Origin of the sequence: Leisingera daeponensis DSM 23529, from assembly GCF_000473145.1 — a bacterium.
GTDB lineage: Bacteria > Pseudomonadota > Alphaproteobacteria > Rhodobacterales > Rhodobacteraceae > Leisingera > Leisingera daeponensis.
The window spans coordinates 15074-32019 of record NZ_AXBD01000006.1 but is presented as its reverse complement, the minus strand read 5'-3'; the positions used below and the strand labels follow the sequence as shown (position 1 = coordinate 32019).

Genomic DNA, 16946 nt, shown 5'->3' with positions numbered 1-16946 from the left:
GTGGACAATGCCCGCCCCGGCGTCGGCGTGACCCAGGTCGTCTATGATCTGATGACCGCGGACGGGGTGGAGTGCCGCGGCATTTTCACCGGCGGGAGCGACCTGGATGCGCGGTTTTCCGGGCTGGTCAGCCAGGGCGCAATCACCTTGGCGGCGTCACCGGCTGAACTGGCCCGCGCCCTGCAGAGCCTCAAGCGGGACGGCTTCCGGCTGCTGCATGTCCACAGCCGCAAATCCGCCTGGCTTTGCATGCTGGCCCGGCTGTCCGGCTTCCGGATCGTGCGCACCCAGCATTTCGGAACCCTTGCCAGAGGCCGGCCGAAGCGGCCGCAGGCCCTGGCCCGGCTGCGCAACATCCTGACCGGAAGGATCTGGTGGATTGACCGCTGGGCCGCTGTGAGCCGGACCTCCAAACGCTATATCCAAAGCCGCTGGGGGGTTCCGGACGCGCGCATTTCGATTGTCTGGAACGGTATCGACGTGGACAAGTTCACGCCGTGCCCGGCCGGCCGCCGGGCAGCGCTGCGGCAGCAGCTTGGCCTGGAGGACGGCTGGATCGTGCTGATCTCCGTCGGCTCGCTGGTGGCGCGCAAGCGCCACGGCAGCATCATCAAGGCCTTTGCGGACATCCCGGACCGGCCCGGCAATGCCCGGCTGGTCATTCTGGGCGAAGGCAGCGAGAGGCCCCGGCTGGAACAGCTGGCGGCGGACTGCGGCCTGGACGGCAAGGTCATCCTGCCGGGCAGGCGGGACGATGTGGCCGCCTGGGCCGCCGTGTCCGACATCTATGTGCATGCGGCGCTGGACGAAGCGTTCGGCCTGGCCGTTGCCGAGGCGATGGCCTGCGGCAACCCGGCAATTGCCGCAGGCACCATGGGGCCGGCCGAAATCGTGGAGGACGGGGAAAACGGCTTGCTGGTGGCGGATGGCAGCGCCGAAGGGCTGTCCGCAGCCATGGCGCGCCTGATCGCGGACGGCGCCTTGCGGGCCCGGCTGGGAGAGGCAGCCCGGCGCCACGCGGTGCAGCGCTATTCCTTGCAGGCCATGTGCCAGGGCTATGCCGCGCTCTATCAAAGCGTGCTCCAGGCCCCGGGGGCGGCGCATGGCTGACGGGCTGCGGGACACAGAGCCGCCGCAGGGGGCAGGGGCGGCAGAGGCGAAGCTGCGCAACCGTCCGGGGGCCGCCCTGAACATTCTCTGGGTTCTTCTGGGGCGGGAGGACAAGGCCAGTTCACGGGTCAGGGGCTACTGGGTCGCCGAAGCGCTGCAGGCCCGGGGCCATGCGGTGCGGATCCGGCACATTGATCACCGTCTGCAGTATCTGTCCCTGCTGGCGGCCGCCCGGAGTGCCGATGCGGTTATCTTCCAGAAGAAATACGGCCGCTACGACCTGCTGGCCGCCCGCATTCTGCGGCGGCTGGGCAAGAAGGTGTTCTTTGACATCGACGATGCGCCAAGCCGCACCCGGGCCAGCGCCACGATGCAGCGGGCCGGCAGGATGATGGCCCTGTCCAGCGGCGTGCTGGCGGGCAGCGGGGCGCTGGCCCGGCTTGCGCGGCCGCACCAAAGCGCCGTGCACCTGGTGCCCTCCGGCGTGCTGCTGGAAAATTACCGCGTCAAAACCCACACGCCCGCAGACAGGATCTGCCTCGGCTGGATCGGCAACGGCGCGCATTACGCCGATGACTTGATCCGGATCCTGCGAAATCCCTTGCAGCGGATCGGCGCCCGGCGCCCCGTCACCTTCCGGATCGTGGGCGCCTGCGGGGTGCAGGAGCTGTACCAGGCCTTCGCGGGCATCGAGGGCGTGGCACTCGACTTCATCGACCAGATCCCATGGTCGGACCCCGGAGCCGTGGCCGATGCAATCGCCCCCTTCGACATCGGCCTCTACCCGCTGTCGCAGGACCCCTTCAACGCATACAAATGCGCGTTCAAGGCCCTGGAGTACATGGCCAGCGGCCTGCCGGTCGTGGCCAGCGGGGTGGGCGCCAATGCCGAGACCGTCCTTGATGCAGAGACCGGTTTCCTGTGCCAGTCCGAGGAAGACTGGGTGCGCGCCATTGAGACCCTGGCCGGTGACGCGGACCTGAGGGCCCGTTTCGGGCGGGCCGGGCGGGCGCGTGCAGAACAGCATTACGGCGTTGCCCGTCTGGCGGCCCGGCTCGAGGACATCCTGCAGGCCTGAGCCGCGGGGCGGCACTGGCCTGGCCGCGCGCTCCGCGCCCGGGCTGCCGGATGTGCGGTCAGGACAGCGCAGCGGGCGGTTGCGCCCTTTGGGCGCGTGCCGGCTCACATTGCCTCATTTTGCGTTGTTTAGTATCTTGAAGGCCGTTGCCGAACCGCGAGGGGCAGGAAGGAAGGGCGCTTGATCTCTGTTGATGAACTCCTGCGCGTGAGCAGCATTGCAGGCCTGCTGTCGGTATCAGGCGGGTTCGCTGCGGATCTTTGGGCCAAGGAGCACCGCGCGCCGCCCTGGTACTCCTCCGGCTTCGGCTGGTCTGCGGGTCAGGATATCTCCGGCGCGTTTGCGGACCTGCTGTCAAACAACACGTTCAAGGCCGGCGACACGCTGGTTCTTGAGGACACCTACAGGATCTCGGGGTCGCGCCTGCGGCTGCCGGAGAATTTCACCCTCACCGCCAAAGACGGCGCGGGGCTGGATGTGCGCACCGCCTCGGCCGCCGATTCCTCGCCGCTGTTCATCCTGTCCAACGGGGCGACCGTGGACAATGTGACTTTCGACGTGGTGAACGCGCCGGAAACAAGCTACGACGGGATCCTTCCCGCTGCGGGCCAGGACTACCACAAAAAGCGGCTTCTGCTCGTCGCAGGCGATGGGGTCACCGTCAAGGACAGCACGTTCTCGGGCAATGTGTCGATGCATATCGATGTGCAGGGCAGCAACGGCCTCACTGTCGACAGCAGCCTGTTCGAGGGCGGCTTCTACCAGCTGCGCATCGTGGCCGGGGACGGCGCCACGATTTCAGGCAGCCATTTCCGCAAATCGCTGGGCGACGGCATCAAGACCGAGAGCACCGCGTCCGGTGACGGGCCGTCCAACATGACGGTGACCGGCAGCTTCTTCGAGAGCAACGCCCGCGACGGCCTGGACACCGCCGGCGGGTTCCGCAACGGCAAGGTGCTGGATTGCGTGTTCTACAACAACGGCGTCAGCGGCTTCGACCTCAAGAGCTCGTTTCACGACAGCACCGATTTCAACCCGGAAAAGTGGAACACCAACATCACCGTTGACGGCAGCCAGTTCATCAACAACCCCAACGGCATCGTGGTCAGCGCGGTCGACAGGACCGGCCTGCTGAACGCAAGCAACGCGCAGGCGATGCCGCACGGCATCCGCATCAGCAACACGATCTTTGAAAGCACCGCCCCGCAAGGGGGCCGGGCCTTCCTGATCAAGGACGGCTACGACATCACCTGGGAGGGGATCTCCCTGCTCGGCAAAGTCAGCGAGCTGCGCTTCATGCAGGTCTCAGGGCTCAGCCTCTCCGGCACCAATGTGGGCGGCGACATCAAGACCACCGGCGCGCCAAGGGTTCACTCCGGCACAAAGGCGCTCATGCCAAGTGCATTCAACTGGCGCAATTTTTCTGACTAGCGCTTTACGCCTCCATGGGCGCCGGGACGGAAATCAGGCACAGGCCCGCGCAAATCCCGGGAGGGAACCAGGAGGCAGGCCGCTCCCGGGATGGGACCGGGGATTTTTTGTTTTCCGGAAGACCGGCGGCCCGCGGACAGGAGAATTCCAGCCGGCGGCTAGATTTCGATCCGCCTGGACACCGCCAGCACCACCCGCTCCAGCCTGCCGAATCCAGGCACCGATGACGCCGCCTTTCTGAGCCGGATGCCCTTGCCGCCTTCCTCGAATTTCGTGATCCGGACATTGCCAGTGAAGATGTGGGAGTTTGACGTATCAATGACGTTCTCGCCGCTGATCCCGAAATCGACGGGCGTCCCGAGCCATCTCCCGATGCGGCGCTCCAAGGCCTGCGGAGTGCCGCACAATTCTTCATAGCTGACCTCCAGGCACTCCTCATCCCGCATCTTGCGCGTCACTCTCCTGATCGCAAACCGGTGATACAAAACCCAAAGCAAATAAACGGGGGCCATTAAGGGGGAATACCCCGGATTGCGTCTTTTCGCCCTTTTAAGACGGGACGCCAGCAGGTCCTGCGCCTCCCGCTTAAGCACAATCACCTTGATATCGAGGTTTGAGTACTGCCGGAGGACTTCAAGCCGCCGCAGGTTTTTTGACGCATCAACAATCGCACAGGCCCCAAAGGCGTGCGACAGAGACCTTATGAAGGATGCCGTGCGGCTGGCATAATCCCTAAGATCCTCCTGCCGGAAAACAACAGTCAGCGGCACCCCCAGGCTGACCAGAAACCGTTTGTGGAGCGGCAGGTCCCGGCTGTCCAGGAACCGCAAGGCCGCGTGATCCTCCAGTTGCAGCGACGGGCCTGCGGCGCCCGGACCGGCACCGGTCAGTTTCTTCACCTCACTCCAGAACGGGCAGGCCGCAAGCGTCTCCCGGCAATAGCAGGGCTTTTCGTCTTTCCAGTCGTTTTCGAGATAGTTGGCCTCTCCAATATTCAGAAATCCCGGGCTGTTTCCCAGCGCGATGGAGAAAATCGTTGAGCCTGAATAGGGAAAAGACGCGATATAAAGCAGCACCGGCCCCGCCTGTTTTGTCATCTTTCGACTTTCCGTAAATATGGTTCAAGAAAGGCCGCGGCCGCAGAAAACACGACGCCAGCAAGATCAGCCCGTATACCGGAGAAGGTTTTCTGAAGCGGGCATCCTCCGTCAAATATTGTTCTGGCCGCCCCTGAGAGCCGGGACGGAAGCGGTCCCGGGCATTCGGGCCGCAGGCCATTCCCAGCCGCCGGGCCGCAGATGGCCCCAATGAATTCACCGGCCCGCCGGGGTCATATTGCCGGTCAGGTTATGAGGGCATCCGGCCGCCGAAGCTTGAATATGGTCCGGTTTTGCGGCCTGGCAAGCGGATGGGCGGCCGGGCCGCCGCGCTGAGGCTCCGGAAGGCGGGCAGGGCGCGCGGGCGCTTAGCGCCGCACCCTGAACTCCCGCCCGATCGAGACAAAGACGGCATGCGACTGGGCCCGCTGCTCCGCAAGGTCTTCCCGCATGCGGTAGCGGTATCCCGTGTTCAGCGACCAGTCCTGCGTCAGCGCATATCTGTACTCGGCCGTGAAGCTGGCCCGGTCAGTGCTGCCGCCGGCCTCGTCGGAGACGGTGTAGCCCGCCTTGAGGCCGATGCTGGAGAGGCCGTTGATCTCGTGGTTGTAGTCGAGCAGCAGCGCGGTCCGCAGCACATTGCCGTCGTCCTCGTCGAAATCGACCCAGCGCTGCAGCTGCGCATTGATGCCGCCGCTGGGCAGCTCCTGGCTCCAGCTGAGCGAGCCGATGATTTCCGATTGGCCGGTGTCGGAATCCGCCGCCCCCAGCGTGGCTGACAGCGCGCCGCTGGGCAGCTCAAGGCTGCGGCCGGCAGTGATGGTGCGGATGGTGCCGTCGTCGGTGACATACTGTTCCGCTTCCGCGGTCACGGTGCCGTTGGGCATATCCCGCTCAAGGCGCAGCAGCGCTTCCACGCCGCTGCTTTTCTCGGTGACGCCAAACTCCCGGGTGTCGATCGAGGCATAGCCGAGATCCGCGTCCAGCCGCAGAACCGGGCTCACCTCCACACTCAGCCCGGCATAGCCGCGCGATGTGTCGCGCCGGGTCTGTTCGGCATCTTCCGCTTCATACAGCCGGTAGCCCAGCCCCAGCCGGGCAACCGCCACCGGCGAAAGGCGGAAGCGCACCTCGGACTCCGCCTCGCTCAGGTCGTTGTCAAACAGCTCCGGGTCGGTGGTGTCCGAGTACCGGAACGCCACGTAATCCGCGCGGAACGATGCCCCGGCAGGCGCCTCGCGGCCCAGCTCCAGCGCCACCCCCGCGGCATAGCGCTCGCGGTTGCCCGTGCCGCTGAGCTCATCCGCATCCGGCGGCAGGTCGATTTCGCCATCGTCCCCGATAATGCCGTCCAGCGGCTCCAGGAACTCGATGTTTGTCTGCAAGTATCCGGCAGTGGCCTCGAACGCCGCATCCGCGCCCTGGCGGCCGTAGCTCAGCTCAAGAGCCTGATTGTCCAGCCCGGAGTCCGCGCCCGGCCCGCTCACGCCCCGCAGCACGCCCGAAGCGAGCAGCCCGAAGCGGTCCAGCGGGGTTTGCTTGATCAGCTCGAAAGACAGCCCGGTCGAGGCAAAGGTCGTGCTGCCCTGGCTGACCGGGTCCAGCTCCAGGTTGTCGCTGGTTTCCAGGCCCTGGCTGAAGCCGAACACCATTTCCGTGCCGCTGTCCTGGGCCGCAACGGGCAGCATCCAGCAAACGTGAACCGCACCTGCCAGAATGCCGCGAGTGACCAAATGCCGTTTCACCAGTGCCTCAACCTTGCTTTTGTCTTTGCCTGGCCGGCCCTTCGGACGGCCTTTTGGACTGTGTACCGCTTTGCGGGCTGCAGGCCGCAGAAAAGCGGCCCCCGGACGGGATTAGTTTTCCCCTGTATTGGGATTGCAACATCCAGCGCCCCCGCCGTGCGCCCGCCGCCGGTCCGGCCGCGGCTAGTTCCGGTTATAGACATCCTCATAGCGGACGATATCGTCTTCGCCCAGATAGGCGCCGGTCTGCACCTCAATCAGGTACATCGGGACTTTGCCGGTGTTTTCCATCCGGTGGACGGCCCCCAAGGGCACATAGACCGACTGGTTCTCCGACAGAAGCTGAACCGTCTCGCCCACGGTCACCTGCGCGGTGCCGGCCACCACGATCCAATGCTCCGAGCGGTGCACATGGCTTTGCAGGCTCAGGATGCCGCCCGGCTTGACCATGATCCGCTTGACCTGGAACCGCTCGCCCAGGCACAGGGTTTCATACCACCCCCACGGCCGGTGGAACCGGGGATAGTCCTCGGCCTGCGGCACCCCGCTTTCCCGCAGCGCCGCCACCGCTGTCTTGACGTCCTGGGCGTGGTCCAGGCTGGCGACCAGAACCGCATCCCGCATGGCCACCGCCACGATGTTCTTCAGGCCCAGCCCGACCAGCCGGATATTGTCCTCTTCACTCCGCAGCAGTGTGTTTTCGCAGCCGATCGCCGTCACCGGGCCGGTCTCCGACAGGCGGTCCGGCCCCTCTGCCGAGACCGCATGCAGGGAATCCCAGCTGCCCAGGTCGGACCAGTCAGAGGCCAGCGGCACCGCCACGACGTTTTTGGCCTTGCTGATGATCGCATCATCGATCGAGACCGCCCCGATCTCCTCGTAGGGGCCGGCGCCCAGCCGGAAGAACCCCAGGTCCTCTTCCCCCTGCGCCAGCGCCGCATCGCACAGCGCCAGCATATGCGGGGCGTGCAGCCTGTAGGCCTCCAGGATGTCGCAGACCCGGAACAGGAACATCCCGGCGTTCCACAGGACGTTGTCCTGCTCCAGCAGTCCGGCGGCCGTCTGCCGGTCCGGCTTTTCCAGGAAGCCCGACAGCGCAACAGCCTGCCCGGCGGCGGCCGGCTCCGCCAGCTTGAGGTAGCCAAAGCCCGTCTCGGGGCGCTCCGGCGTCACCCCGAAGGTGACCAGCACGCCCTCCTGCGCCGCCTTTGCCGCCACCGCCACCGAGGCGAGAAACCCGTCCGTGTCCCGGATCATGTGGTCAGACGGCGCCACCAGCATCAGGGCCCCGGGCTGGTCCTTGAGGGTCAGTGCCGCCGTCAGAACCGCCGGGGCGGTGTTGCGCATGGCCGGCTCCAGGATGATGCGCCCGTCCAGCAGCCCCAAGGCCGCCGCCTGGTCTTCCACCAGAAAGCGGAACTCCTCGTTGGTGACGAACACCGGAGCATCAAACTCCGGGCCGCTCAGACGGGAGAGCGCATGCTGAAAAAGGCTTTGCTTGCCTGCAAAGGCGGCAAACTGCTTTGGAAAAGCCCGCCGCGAACTGGGCCAAAGCCGCGTCCCCGAACCGCCGCACAGAATAACAGGATAAATCATCAAGCGCTCTCCAAACACAGTGTTCAGCTATCTTGAAACTATCCATGATCAATCTTTCCCCGGCAAGAAAAGCCGCCGCATCCGCTGCGGTTTCCGGCCAGACGCCCCGTGGTTTGGCCGGGGGCGGGCCGTGCCGGGGCGGCCGGCAGGCGAAAAAGAAACATAATCCCTATTACGGGATTAATTCCCGGCGCCGCGCATATTCTATTCCGGGTTGCGAAAAGCCCCCGGTTTTGCCGGGGCCCGCGGACAACAGAAAACGGGCCCCGAAAGGGGCCCGTTTCCGTAAAACCATGCCCGCGCCTGCGGCGCGGCAAAGCGCTTAGTTGGTGGTGGTGGTGGTGGTGGTGGTGCCGACTTCGTCGTCATCGTTGGCAACCACGCCCAGCACAACCAGGCCCGCCACGACGCCGGCCACGGCGCCTGCGCTCAGACCGCCCAGGGCAAAGCCGTTCTGAGCCGAGGCGCCTGCGCCCATGCTGTTGCCGGAGCCTGCGCCCGGTGCCGGGGAGGGAACCTGCTGGGCCGAAACGGCGGTGGCCGAAGCCAGCGCGGCCAGGGTCAGGGCAGTCAGAAGATTTTTCATTTTCAAACTCCTTTGGAGAACTGTGGAAAGGTGCGTTGAGGCGACCTTATGGGAGGCGGTTGCCCATTTCAACGCATGGAATAGCTGCAAAACTCTTGAAATCCGGTTTGCGTTGCGGATTTTTTCCGCCCGTTGCCGCAAAGCCGCGGCAGCAGGGCGGAAAAAGGCGGCGGCTCAGCGCCGCAGCTGGCGGATTTTCACATAACCCGTCTCCGGCCCGGCCCATTGCCGCGACTGCCAGACCCGGGAGCGGCCGGGGCGGGAATCAACCCAGTAATCGTTGACCACCGCCCCGCCGCTGCCGTCGCAGCGCTCCTGCAGATGGCGGGCGGGATGGGTGATTTCGACGATCTCCACCGGCGCCGGGCCCAGGTCGTGCAGGCTGCAGGCCATGTTCAGCGCCGCCTGGCCGTTGCCGTTGGCCCGCACCGTATAGCGCCGGGCGCCGCCCCGCGCCGGGCCCGCCACCCCGTCTGCGGCCGGCACCTGCGCCGACAACAGCCCGCCGCCCAGGCCGCGGGTGGCAATCACCATGCCCTGCCGGAAGGCGAGCGAGACATTGTCCTGGGTGCGCCAGACCTCGATCTGCCCGGGATGGCTGTCGCGGCGCTCCAGGGCGCGGGTCAGATAGGCCGTGGCGCCGCGGTTCTCGATGGTGACCTCGATATAGGCCTGGGGCTGCTGGTCCAGCAGCGCCCGGGTCAGCCCGGCCGGCGGCGGCGGCGGATTGCGGCGGCGGCCGATCAGATCCCCCACCGCCTGCACCACCTCCAGCTCTGCCGGGGCCTTTTCCGGCCCCCTGCTGCAGCCCGCCAGCAGCAGCGCGGCGGCGGCCAGGGCGGCGGCGGTGAAACGGATCATGCTCATTCCCAGAACCTCGCGCGCTGGTCTTCCAGGCTCTTGCGGTGGGCCTCGCGCACCGACCCATAGAGCTGGTCCGGCACCGACACCCGCTGGCCGCCATCGCGCTGGGTCGGGCGGATGGTCAGCCCGAAGCCCGACCGCGACGGCTTGCCCAGCAGCCAGTCCACCGGGATGCGGAAGCGGAAGCCCTTGTCAAAGGAGCCCTCGCCGAAGTCCTCGGAGGAGACATTGGTGAGGGTAAAGAAGCCGCCGACCATGAAGCCGTTGTCGAACTCGCGGCTGAGGCTGAAGGTGCCGCCGTAATCGCCCGCCAGGTAGCGGCCGGCATCGACCTGCATCAGGTAGCCCTTGGGCAGCTCGTAATAGGCCGAGGCATGGCCGGTGAAGGTGCGGTAGTCGCGGAAGCCGAAGCGCTGGTCGAAGTCGCGCTGCACCACGTAATTGGCCTCCAGCCCCAGGCCGAGGCGGCTGTTCACCGGCTTCCACAGCATCTCGCCCGAGACGCCGCCGTACATGCTTTCGAACAGGCCCGTGGTCGCGCGGGCATAGAGGTTGCGGCCCGGTTTCCACAGGCGGCTCACGTAGAGGTTTTCCAGGGTGGTGCCGAACTGCGCGTATTCCACCTGGTCGGTGCGCACATGCGGCAGCACCGAATTGGAGGCGCGGCCGTTCTTCACGTTGCCCAGGACCCGCTGGCGGATGGTGCCGGCGATGTGCCAGCCCGGCGCAGGCGCATAGGAGGCGGCGAAATCAACCCCCGCATCCAGCCGGAACGGCTGCTCCGGGTCGAAATAGGCCGGTTTGGTGTAGGGGCTGACGGAGGTGGCAAAGGCCGGGTACAGCTCGCCCGAGAAGATCGCGTCTTCCGGCAGCGGCCCGGCATCCTGCACCCCGGCCGCGGCATAGAGCGCATCCGCAGCCTCCGGATCGAACTCCAGCGCCTCCAGGTCCGAGCGGCGGATCTCGATCGCCGCAAGGCCGAGGCCGCGGCGCACCGGCACCAGGCGGAAGGTTTCCACCGAGGGCGGCAGCGTCTGCGCCAGGGCGCGGGCGGCGCGGCCCGCCGCCTGCCCCGCCGAGCGGTAGCGGGGGTTGCGGTAGCGCAGCTCGGCGGCCGTGCCGGTGAGGGTGATCGCCTCCAGCACCAGCCCGTCGGCCTTCAGCGCCTCGGCCGCCAGGTCGCGGATCTGGCGCTGCTTGCTCTGGCTGGCGGCCCAGTCCTGGCGCCAGTGGCTGTCCTGGGTGGCCCATTGGCTGCGCGGGATGACGGGCTGCGGCGCCGGCACTGCCATCGGGGTCGGCGGCTGGTTCGGGTTGAGCTGGATCTGCGCGGTAAAGCCGATCTCCGAGCCGTAGAGGTAATAGGCGCCCAGGCGCAGCCGGTCGGAATACTGGTACTCCACCCCGTAGTTGAGCGAGGATTTGCGCTCGAACACATCGGAGACCTCGGTTTCGGTCTCATAGGCATCGGTGGAATATTCCGCCTTCAGGCTCCAGCGCGCATCGGGCTGCCATTCAAAGCCGGCAAAGGGCGCCACATCGCCGCGGAACCACTGGTCGGTGGCCAGCTTGCCGCCGGTGCTGCCGCCGACAAAGGAGGGACGGGTGCCGCCGGTCGCGCCGATGGCGCCGTGGCTGCCCAGCCGCCCCCAGCCAAGCCCCGCGGTGAGCTTCAGCCGCCCCGGCGCGCGGCCCCAGCCCAGGGCGGCGGCCTCGAACCGTTTGGTGGCGGCGAAATATTCCGCCGCATAGACCCCGGTGCCGGCAAAATCCTGCAGCCCCAGGGTGACCTCCGGCAGCCAGCGCCGCTCGCGCCACAGCCGGGCGCGCACGTCGAAGCCGCGGTCGTAATAGGTGTCAAAGCCGAACAGGCCCAGATCCTGGATGCCGTTGTAGCGGAACGAGGCGCTGAGCCAGGGCAGCGCCTGGAAGGTGATGTTGTAGCGCGAGGTGCCGCCGAACCAGGAATAGGTGACCGCATACTGGCCGTCGGGCAGCATTTCGGCGCTTGGCATGTCGATGAGGCCGGGGCTGCCATAGAAGTTGAGGCTGGGCGGCGGCAGCGGTTTCAGCCGCGGCGCCGCCGCCTCAGTACCCGGCGCGGCGCCATGGCCTGCGCGGGTGATCTCCGGCCCCAGCGCCAGGCCCGGCTGCGCCGCCAGGCACAGCGCCGCCGCCGCCGGGGCGGCCAGCGGTTTGGCCAGAGAGCCGGCCAGCGGCGCGGTCCTGCGCACGGTCCAGTGCAGAAGGGTCTTGATCGCGCTCACGGGAAACCTGCCTTTTGGAACTGCCTGTGCCGGGTCTCGCTGCCCCGGCCTTCTCATCTGCTGCCCCGCTTAGAGCATGGATGGCCGGGCCGGATCAATTGCCGCGTGCCCCGGCAGCGGCAGTTTCGCCGCCAGTGCAGCCGCAGGGCCGCACCAAGGCCGCACCAAGGCCGGGCCTGGGGCACATCCCGGGCCGGATCTGCGGCTCTGTCCTTGGGGGTTACAGGCTCAGGAGCTCTTGCGGCCCGCTTCCGGCGGCTGGCAATAGCCCTCGACCCAGCGCTGGATGACCCGCCGCGCCGCCGCCTCGTCGCCGGACGCCACCGCCTGGCGCAGGCTGCGCAGGAAGCCGGCCACCTCGATCTCCGACAGCACGGTTTCGCGGGCGCAGAAGATCTTCTGGTGGCGGGTATGGACCAGCTCCTCGGTCAGGGTCAGCTCCTCTTCCATCTTCTCGCCGGGGCGCAGCCCGATGATCTCGATGGCGATATCGCCGTCCGGGTTGTCCGCGTCGCGCACGGAATGGCCGGCGCTTTCGATCACCTGGCGGGCCAGCTGCAGGATCGGCACCGGCGCGCCCATGTCCAGCACAAAGACCTCGCCGCCCTGGGCCATGTCGCCCGCCTGCAGGACCAGCTGCACCGCCTCGCTGATGGTCATGAAGAAACGCTTCACATTCGGGTCGGTCACGGTGACCGGGCCGCCGCGGCTGATCTGCTCCTGAAACAGGGGCACCACCGAGCCGCTGGAGCCCAGCACATTGCCGAAGCGCACCATGGTGAACACGGTTTTCTGCCCGTGTTTCTGCCCGTGGCGGGTGGCCAGGTCCTGCACGATCAGCTCTGCCAGCCGCTTGGAGGCGCCCATCACATTGGCCGGATTGACCGCCTTGTCCGACGAAATCAGGATAAAGCGCTCGACCCCTGCGCGGGCGGCGGCGCGCGCCAGGGTCTGGGTGCCGAAGACGTTGTTGGCCAGGCCCGGCAGCGGGTTGGCCTCGACCAGCGGCACATGCTTGTAGGCGGCGGCGTGCAGCAGCACCTGCACCCCGTGCCGGTTCAGCACCATCCGCACCTGGCGCGGGTCGGTGACCGAGCCCAGCACCGGCACCAGCTCGATGCCTGCCGCCTCGGCCAGCGGGCCAAGCTCCTGATGCACGGTGTAAAGCGCCAGTTCGCTCAGTTCGAACAGCACCAGTTTCGCGGGCCGGCAGGCCAGCACCTGGCGGCACAGTTCCGAGCCGATCGAGCCGCCGGCGCCGGAGACCAGAACCGATTTGCCCTGGTAAGAGCCCGCCGCTTCTTTCAGCGGCACATCGCGGGCGGCGCGGCCCAGGAAGGCCTGCGGCGCCACCGGCGTCAGCTTGTCGACCAGCGCCTCCTCGCCGATCAGCTGGGCAAAGGAGGGCAGCGACTGAACTTCCAGCCCCAGCTGCTGCAGCCGCTGGGTGATCTGCGCCTGGCGCGGCTGGCTTTGCGACGGCATCGCCAGGAGCACCCGGCGGATCTGGCGCGCCTGCACGATCTCGGCGATCCGGGCCGGAGAAAACACCGGCAGCCCGACCAGGGTCAGCCCCTGCAGCGAGGAGTTGTCATCGGCAAAGGCGACCGGATCGATGCCGTCATGCGCCTTCAGCGCCTGCGCCAGCTGGGTGCCGGTATTGCCGGCCCCGTAGATCAGCACCCGGCAGCGCGGATTGGCGCGGCGGTAGATCATCAGCACCAGCTGCAGCATCGCCGCGCGCGCCACCACCATGGACAGGAAATAGCAGATCGCAAACACCACATGGGTGCCGGGCGGCAGGGCCGGGCCGAAGACGGCCGTCAGCAGCGCCAGCGCCAGCGCCGTGCCGCCCGCCAGAAACGCGCTTTGCACCGCGGCGTGGCGCTCATAGGCGTTGAGCTGCACATGCGGCAGCCCCAGCCACAGCGCCAGCACGGCGGCGGCGGCCAGCACATAAGGCAGCACCGGCATCAGCGACAGCAGGGTGGCAAGCGCCGGGTCCGGCAGCGGCTGCACCTCCAGGGTGAACAGCAGCGCCAGCGGCAGCAGTGCCAGGTCTGCCGCCAGGAAGACGTAGGATTTCTGCCGGCGCGACAGCGCACTGATCAGATTATACATGCTTTCCTGCCCTCGAATGCCCGCATTTTTGTCCTGTTGTATCCATTTGCCCGTCCGGCCAGCGCTTCCCCTGCCGGATAGCAGAAAAACCCTGAATCAAATATGGCTTCAGGCGCTGAAAATCCGCTGCGCCGCCTATTAAACACAGTTCCTATCATAACCGGTTTTCCCTGTGCCGCAAAACGGGCAGCGGCGGAAAACCGCCGGGCAGCCCCCGGTGTCCCGCCAGCCCGCCACCGGTCCGGCTGCGCAGGCTATGCGGGAATCGTTCCATACGCATCTACCCCCGGCGGAAGATATTGCCAATGGTCTGAAACACCAGATCGAAGTCGAAACACATGCTCTGGCGGCGCTGATAGATCAGATCCAGCCGCGCCTTCGCCGGCACGCAGACCCGGGAATAGACCGCATGGGTCTCCTCCGGCGTGCGGCAGCGCGCCAGCAGCGCCGCCTCATGCTTGTGATAGGTGATCGAGGCCAGGCCGGTGACGCCGGGGCGCGATTTCAGCACCTCGGCATACAGCTCAGGGTTTGCCTCGACATACTGTCGCAGCGGCGGGCGCGGCCCGACAAAGGAGATGTCGCCCTTCAGGATGTTCCACAGCTGCGGGAACTCATCCAGCCGCTTGGAGCGCAGCCAGGCGCCGGTGCGGGTGATGCGGGCGGATTTGTCGCCCCCCGACACCCCCGTATCGGTGTCCACCACGCTCATGGTCCTCAGCTTCCAGAGGCTGAAGGGCTGGTCCACCCCCTTCATCCGCTCCGCCACGTAGAACAAGGGCCGCCCCTCCTTCCACAGCAGCCAGCCCAGCAGCAGCAGCAGGACAGGCCCCAGAACCAGGATCAGAAGGGTGGCAAAAAACAGGTCAAACAGCCGTTTGCGCCAGGTCATATCGTTATGTGCTCCAAGGTTATCCGTCTGCCATGTCAGGCTCTAACACGGCCCATTCCGCTGCCATTTGTGCCGGATCCGCCGCTGCCAGCGGCGCCGGCAGCAGCGCCTGCAGGCGGGCAACGTCCAGCGCCACCTCCGGGATCGCGGCGGCCGGGGCTGCCCGGACGGCAAAGGGCCGTCCCGCCGCCTGCAGGAGCGCCCCCATCTCCACCGCCCCCGGCTGCGCCAGGTTCAGCACCTGCGGCAGCGCCGGCGCGGCCAGCAGCGCCGCCAGCACCTCAGCCAGCGTGCGGGCGCCAATATAGCTGCGCCGCGGGGTGCCGCCGCCGGCAAAGCGGTCCAGGGTGAACCCGGGCCGCCAGCCGCCCAGGGCAGCGTCCAGCCCGGCAATATTGCCGATCCGCAACGCGCACACCGGCACCCCCAGGTCCGCGCCAAGCGCCGCCGCGCGCGCCTCCATCTCCGCCTTGGCAGCGCCATAGGCACTGGCGGGGCGCAGGGCTGCGTCCTCTGCCAGCAGGCCGCCCCGGGCGCCGTACACCGCCGCCGAGGACGCCAGCAGCACCCGGGCGCCGGCGGACGCGCCGGCCCGCACCGCCGCTTCGGCGAGGCGGGCATGGTCTGCCATGTCTGCGTCCTTGCCGCCCCGGCCCGGCACCGGCCCGGCCAGGCAGAGAAGGGCCGCCATTCCTTCCGCGGCGCGCGCCAGCGCCGCCGGCTCCGCCAGCGGATCGAAAACATGCCAGTCCCCGGTGCTGCTGCCTGGCTGCGCCCGCCGCGCCTGCAGCCGCAGATCCAGCCCCTGCGGCGGGCACAGCTGCAGCAGCCGGCCGATGCGCCCTGTTGCGCCCAGAACCATTACGGCGGGATTTACCATCGCTGCTGCCCGTTTCTGTTGAACCCTCTGGCTCAGCCCAGTATCCTTTGCCCGGACAAAAATCAAAGCGGTTCCCCTGATCGAAACCAGGGCGGTACCCAGAGCAGCTCAAGACAGGCTCCCAATGCTGAAACTTCTTCCCTGGCTGGCGGCTGCCGGTCTGATCCTCCTGCCCGCTGCCTGTTCGCGCCTGCCCGGCGGCGCCCCGGCCAGCGAGGAGATCCTGAAAGAATCGGGAGAGGCCGATGCCAATTTCGCGCTCTACAAGGTGAACCGGGCGCTGCTGCCGACGGTGGCGGCCTGGCCCGCCACCGGCAAACAGGAACGGCTGGGCTGGCTGCCGCGGCACCAGGGCGCCAAGACCCAGATCATCCAGCCCGGCGATCTCTTGTCGCTCAGCATCTGGGACAGCAACGACAATTCGCTGCTGACCTCCGCCGAGCAGAAGATGGTGCAGCTGCAGGACATGAAAGTGGCCGCCAACGGCTCCATCTTCATGCCCTATGTGGGCGATGTGAACGTCAACGGGCTGACCCCGGACCTGGCGCGGGCCAGGCTGCAGGAGGCGCTGGAGCCGGTTGTTCCTTCCGCCCAGGTGCAGCTGGCCATGGCCGAGGGGCGCGGCAATTCGGTCGATCTGGTCTCCGGCGTCGCCCAGCCCGGCACCTACCCGATGCCGGACCGCAACTACACGGTGATGGGGCTGATCTCGGCGGGCGGCGGCATCAGCGCCAGCCTCAACAACCCGCAGATCCGGCTGGTGCGCGGCCAGTCGATCTATGGCACCTCGGTCGACAACCTGTTGAACAACCCCCGCCTCGACACCCTCCTGCGCGGCGGCGACCGGGTGTTCGTCGAGGAGGACGAGCGCTATTTCCTCTCCTTCGGCGCCACCGGCGAGGAGGACCTGCACATCTTCACCAAGGACGAGATGTCGGCGATGGACGCGATGTCGGTGGCGGGCGGCTTCCAGGACGGCAAGGCCGATCCCAAGGGGCTTTTGATCCTGCGCGAATACCCGGCCTCCGCGGTGGCCCCCGGCGTGCGCGGGCCGCGCCAGCAGCGGGTGGTGTTCTCGCTCGACCTGACCTCTGCCGACGGGCTGTTCTCGGCGCGCCAGTTCCAGGTCAACCCGGGCGATCTGGTGATGGCCACCGAGTCGCCGATCAACGACGTGCTGACCGTCTCCAACATCTTCGGCAATTTCTTCGGCGTCTTCAGCCGCGCCGGGGTGATCGAATGATCCCGGCCTGAAACGGGTCTGAACCAGGATCGCAAC

At 67.2% G+C, this 16946-nt stretch carries 13 protein-coding genes; 4 read left to right on the top strand and 9 right to left on the bottom strand.

The genetic code is table 11. The annotated features are described in order from the left end of the window. From DAEP_RS23235 to DAEP_RS0100115, 3 genes are all read left to right on the top strand, one after another. Positions 1-1110, top strand: a complete 1110-nt coding sequence (locus DAEP_RS23235; protein WP_051337281.1) for a glycosyltransferase family 4 protein — start codon at positions 1-3, stop codon at positions 1108-1110. Continuing rightward, the gene (locus tag DAEP_RS22255) at positions 1103-2188 is read left to right on the top strand and encodes a glycosyltransferase (protein WP_036760320.1); all 1086 of its coding nucleotides are present in this window, start codon (positions 1103-1105) and stop codon (positions 2186-2188) included. Before DAEP_RS23235 ends, DAEP_RS22255 begins: the two co-directional genes overlap by 8 nt. Positions 2189-2395: 207 nt before the next feature. Further along, positions 2396-3619: a right-handed parallel beta-helix repeat-containing protein gene (locus tag DAEP_RS0100115; RefSeq protein WP_161787050.1), complete on the top strand. Its 1224-nt coding sequence runs from the start codon at positions 2396-2398 to the stop codon at positions 3617-3619. Positions 3620-3777: 158 nt separating this feature from the next. Here the strand turns inward: DAEP_RS0100115 and DAEP_RS0100110 are convergent, their stop codons facing one another. From DAEP_RS0100110 to DAEP_RS24475, 9 genes are all read right to left on the bottom strand, one after another. Next, complete coding sequence (locus DAEP_RS0100110) at positions 3778-4716, bottom strand: sulfotransferase family protein (RefSeq protein WP_027243242.1); 939 nt, start codon at positions 4714-4716, stop codon at positions 3778-3780. Positions 4717-5084: 368 nt separating this feature from the next. Next, positions 5085-6461 carry a hypothetical protein gene (locus tag DAEP_RS0100105; RefSeq protein ID WP_154665010.1) on the bottom strand — a complete coding sequence of 459 codons (1377 nt, stop codon included), beginning with the start codon at positions 6459-6461 and terminating at the stop codon, positions 5085-5087. A gap of 183 nt (positions 6462-6644) precedes the next feature. After that, entirely contained in the window at positions 6645-8057 is a 1413-nt protein-coding gene (locus DAEP_RS0100100) for a mannose-1-phosphate guanylyltransferase/mannose-6-phosphate isomerase (protein WP_027243240.1), read from the bottom strand. A 322-nt stretch (positions 8058-8379) separates the two neighbouring features. After that, the gene (locus DAEP_RS0100095; RefSeq protein ID WP_027243239.1) at positions 8380-8643 is read right to left on the bottom strand and encodes a hypothetical protein; all 264 of its coding nucleotides are present in this window, start codon (positions 8641-8643) and stop codon (positions 8380-8382) included. Between the two features lie 174 nt (positions 8644-8817). Beyond that, positions 8818-9510, bottom strand: a complete 693-nt coding sequence (locus DAEP_RS0100090; RefSeq protein WP_208855432.1) for a YjbF family lipoprotein — start codon at positions 9508-9510, stop codon at positions 8818-8820. After that, positions 9507-11774, bottom strand: coding sequence for a YjbH domain-containing protein (locus DAEP_RS0100085; RefSeq protein ID WP_245595035.1), 2268 nt, complete (start codon positions 11772-11774; stop codon positions 9507-9509). The genes DAEP_RS0100090 and DAEP_RS0100085 overlap by 4 nt, the downstream gene beginning before the upstream one ends. A gap of 228 nt (positions 11775-12002) precedes the next feature. After that, a complete protein-coding gene (locus DAEP_RS0100080) occupies positions 12003-13895 on the bottom strand; it encodes a polysaccharide biosynthesis protein (protein ID WP_027243236.1) in 1893 nt (630 codons plus the stop codon). 280 nt (positions 13896-14175) lie between these two features. Beyond that, entirely contained in the window at positions 14176-14787 is a 612-nt protein-coding gene (locus DAEP_RS0100075; protein ID WP_027243235.1) for a sugar transferase, read from the bottom strand. Between the two features lie 19 nt (positions 14788-14806). Then, positions 14807-15667: an NAD-dependent epimerase/dehydratase family protein gene (locus DAEP_RS24475; protein ID WP_027243234.1), complete on the bottom strand. Its 861-nt coding sequence runs from the start codon at positions 15665-15667 to the stop codon at positions 14807-14809. 124 nt (positions 15668-15791) lie between these two features. Between DAEP_RS24475 and DAEP_RS0100065 the strand changes: the two genes are divergently transcribed. Beyond that, complete coding sequence (locus DAEP_RS0100065) at positions 15792-16910, top strand: polysaccharide biosynthesis/export family protein (protein WP_027243233.1); 1119 nt, start codon at positions 15792-15794, stop codon at positions 16908-16910. Positions 16911-16946 lie beyond the last annotated feature (36 nt).